Raw genomic sequence first — 3250 nt, 5'->3', positions numbered from 1 at the left:
TGTGCTTCGTCCGGTGGCAAAAACAGTGATTCTGATGTTTATATCGAGTATAGTGATAATAAGATGGAAAATGCTAAAATTAGAATACGGGTAAACTCAAAAACTTTTGCTGTTACGGTAGCAGACAATAATTCTGCAAGAGCATTTTTGGAGCTGTTGCCTCTTACAGTTAACATGATAGAACTGAACGGAAACGAGAAATATTATGATTTATCTCAAAGCCTTCCGGTAAATGCATCTGACCCCGGCACTATTCGGAACGGAGATTTAATGCTGTATGGATCCAAAACTCTCGTACTGTTTTATAAAAGTTTTTCCACACCTTATAGTTACACAAAATTAGGACACGTCGATGATATAACTGGTTTAATAGCTGCTTTAGGTACTGGAAATGTTACTGTTACTTTTAAAAGGGAATAAGTGTGTTTTATAAATATATAATTGTCAAACTATGAATAAATACAGCGTAAAAGCTTTCGGAACAGCGGCGCCCGAAGCAGATTTAAAGCCCATGAATATCGAACGCCGGGAAGTGACGGCAAAAGACGTTGAAATTGATATTTTATATTGTGGCGTATGTCATTCCGACCTGCACACCGCCCGTAACGAATGGGGCGGTACGGTTTATCCGAATGTCCCCGGCCACGAAATTGTCGGACGAATTACCAAAGTGGGGAGTGAAGTTACCAAATTTCAAGTTGGTGATCTGGCTGGTGTTGGCTGTATGGTAGACAGCTGCAGGGAATGTGAGAGCTGCAAAGAGGGACTCGAACAATATTGTGAAAACGGCAATGTGCAAACCTATAATGGTCACGAAAAATACTTGAACCAGCAAACCTTTGGCGGTTATTCTGAACGTGTGGTGGTAGACCAGGATTTCGTTTTAAAAATTCCCGAAAACCTCGATCTTGCTGCAACTGCACCTTTGTTATGCGCGGGCATTACTACCTATTCACCATTAAGGCATTGGAATGTTGGTCCGGGTAAAAAAGTAGGGATTGTAGGTATTGGCGGGTTGGGACATATGGGTGTAAAAATAGCAAAAGCTATGGGCGCCTATGTTGTAGTTATTACTACTTCGACTGGGAAAGTAGAAGACGCCAAACGTTTGGGCGCAGATGAAGTAATTCTTTCTTCAAATGAAGAACAAATGAGAGCGAATGCGGGTACATTACATTTTATTCTGGATTGTGTATCTGCTCAGCATAACATCAACGCTTACTTAAGTCTGTTGAAAAGAGACGGATCGCTTACACTTGTAGGAGCACCCGAGCATCCTCTGCCTGTAGCTCCATTCAGCCTTATCCCGACACGCAGGAGTTTTGCAGGTTCGATGATTGGCGGTATTGCAGAAACACAGGAAATGCTCAATTTCTGTGGTCAGCATAACATTACTTCGGATATCGAACTGATTCGTATGCAGGATATCAATAATGCTTACGAACGTCTTTTAAAAGGTGACGTGAAATACCGTTTTGTAATTGATATGGCGAGCTTAAAGAATGAAGTCAATCCATCAGAATGATTTAATATTAAGAGGTATATCTCCTGTACCTGAGCTTTATAAGCAATACAGGAGACATACCTTAATTATCTTTGCTAAGCAGAGAGTTGATTTTATTTCAACCAGGTCCAACGTTTTGCCCAGTCCTGTAAAATATCCTTTCTCCATTTCAGGATGGTTTTTCCACCTTGTATTTTTCCATCATACAGGTCTGGACTGCCTTTATCGGTATACCAATTATCGCCCAATTGATAATCAGTAGAATGTTTCTTGCCCGGCCATAAATTGTTAACCACAATGTTGCCTTTCAATCCATTAATTGCTGTTATAGCAGAGGTGAAACGGTATTGTAGGGTTTCCGCCTTTTTAGGGATGTATCTGATTACATAGTCACCCTTTCCTAAATGGTATCCAGGCCATTTTTGTACTGACTTTCCATACGGAACCTCCATCCAAAAACAAACCGAGTCTGAAGGAATGTTAAGATCCGGACCCTTTAAATGAAATTCTAGAATGGTGCAAAATGCTACGGTATCTTTTAAACTTGTTGTGCCATTATAAACGATACGAGGGCTATGATTAAACTTCTCGAAGCTGCCGCCCCAGCTTTCTCGCATTGGATTTTCTGGATCTCCATCCATTAAATAAAACAGAGAGGGAGAGTCCCCCATTTTTATTTCACCATTGTAGTAACTTTTAAAATCCTTGCCTAAGTAACCGGCAGCATTAATTACCGTTTCATAATAATTCGAATTATTTATGCTGTCGGGAACCTGGTTATTGGAGAAAAAACCGTAATAGCTTGAATTAACTTCAATAAACCACAATTTAGGAAAGTTAGCTGCAATATAGGCGTAGCTATTGGCACTCCACTTTTTGTTTGGGCCTCCAATCCAATACACTCGTATTTTATTCTAAATTTCCGGTGCATCATGCAGGGCCTGTGCCAAATCATCAAGGCCGCCCCAACATAAAACCCAAAGTGGTTGAGGACTATTTTTTTGGGCACAGCTTATTATCCAATCAGAGCCTTCTGTTGCACTGCTGTAGCCTCTATGTGGTGCACTGCCTTTACGACCTTGTTTGGTAATGGAACGTAAATAGTCTGGCTTCGAAAGCTTCTTATTATGTTTCCAAAGTTTGGATAGGTCTTTTTCATAAAGACTAATCATGCGTAAAATTTCTTCTTTGCTCCCTTCCCCGTAAGAGGGTGATGAAACAAGCCCTTCGAGGGTAAACAGGTCACTATACATTAGCAAATGTGCCATAGATTGGTTATCGTCGGGATCAGTACCACCAATGTCTGTACTTATTAAAACTCTTGGTTTTAGAGGTACCGGTTTCTGTGCAAAAATGCTAACGGTGAACAGGCAAAGTATGGCTGATAACAAAATTCCTTTTTTCATTTTTAGATTTATCGCACCTGTAAAATAAGTGTTTAATTGTTATTTATAAAATAAGAAATAACTTCCTTATGGGTTTTTTCAGCTTAATGTGAGGTCTAAGGCATATGAACCTTTATATTCATTTCTGAAGGTCGTAAAAGAAAGGGCAAACAATTGCCATATTTTGGCATGTAAGATGTTATCTCTAAGATGATATTTGATTTATGCTATGAAACAGTGGTTTATCGGTTGTTCGGGATTTTATTATAAGAACTGGAAAGGGGCTTTTTATCCGGAAGACCTACCGCAGAAAAAGTGGTTCGATTATTATTGTCAGCACTTTAACACTTTGGAACTGAAT

Annotated in this window: 4 protein-coding genes and 1 pseudogene; 3 read left to right on the top strand and 2 right to left on the bottom strand. The window is 39.6% G+C overall.

The window, feature by feature from the left end:
• Both ABWO41_RS16960 and ABWO41_RS16955 read left to right on the top strand, forming a co-directional pair.
• Positions 1-420, top strand: a 420-nt coding sequence (locus ABWO41_RS16960; protein WP_353140557.1) for a cyclophilin-like fold protein, incomplete at its 5' end; no start/stop codon positions are given.
• A gap of 31 nt (positions 421-451) precedes the next feature.
• Positions 452-1525 carry an NAD(P)-dependent alcohol dehydrogenase gene (locus ABWO41_RS16955; protein WP_353140555.1) on the top strand — a complete coding sequence of 358 codons (1074 nt, stop codon included), beginning with the start codon at positions 452-454 and terminating at the stop codon, positions 1523-1525.
• Positions 1526-1617: 92 nt separating this feature from the next.
• Here ABWO41_RS16955 and ABWO41_RS16950 read toward each other — a convergent pair whose 3' ends face one another.
• On the bottom strand, positions 1618-2121 hold the full coding sequence (locus ABWO41_RS16950) for a DUF5060 domain-containing protein (protein WP_353140559.1): 504 nt from the start codon (positions 2119-2121) through the stop codon (positions 1618-1620).
• Positions 2107-2910 (bottom strand): annotated as a pseudogene (locus ABWO41_RS16945) (DUF1593 domain-containing protein); the annotation flags it as partial. The pseudogene ABWO41_RS16945 and the gene ABWO41_RS16950, both read right to left, overlap by 15 nt.
• Positions 2911-3118: 208 nt before the next feature.
• Between ABWO41_RS16945 and ABWO41_RS17255 the strand changes: the two are divergent.
• Positions 3119-3250, top strand: a 132-nt coding sequence (locus ABWO41_RS17255; RefSeq protein WP_502945663.1) for a DUF72 domain-containing protein, incomplete at its 3' end; no start/stop codon positions are given.

It is taken from the genome of Pseudopedobacter sp. (assembly GCF_040392825.1).
Classification (GTDB): Bacteria; Bacteroidota; Bacteroidia; order Sphingobacteriales; family Sphingobacteriaceae; genus Pseudopedobacter.
This window is presented reverse-complemented; position numbering and strand designations above follow the sequence as displayed.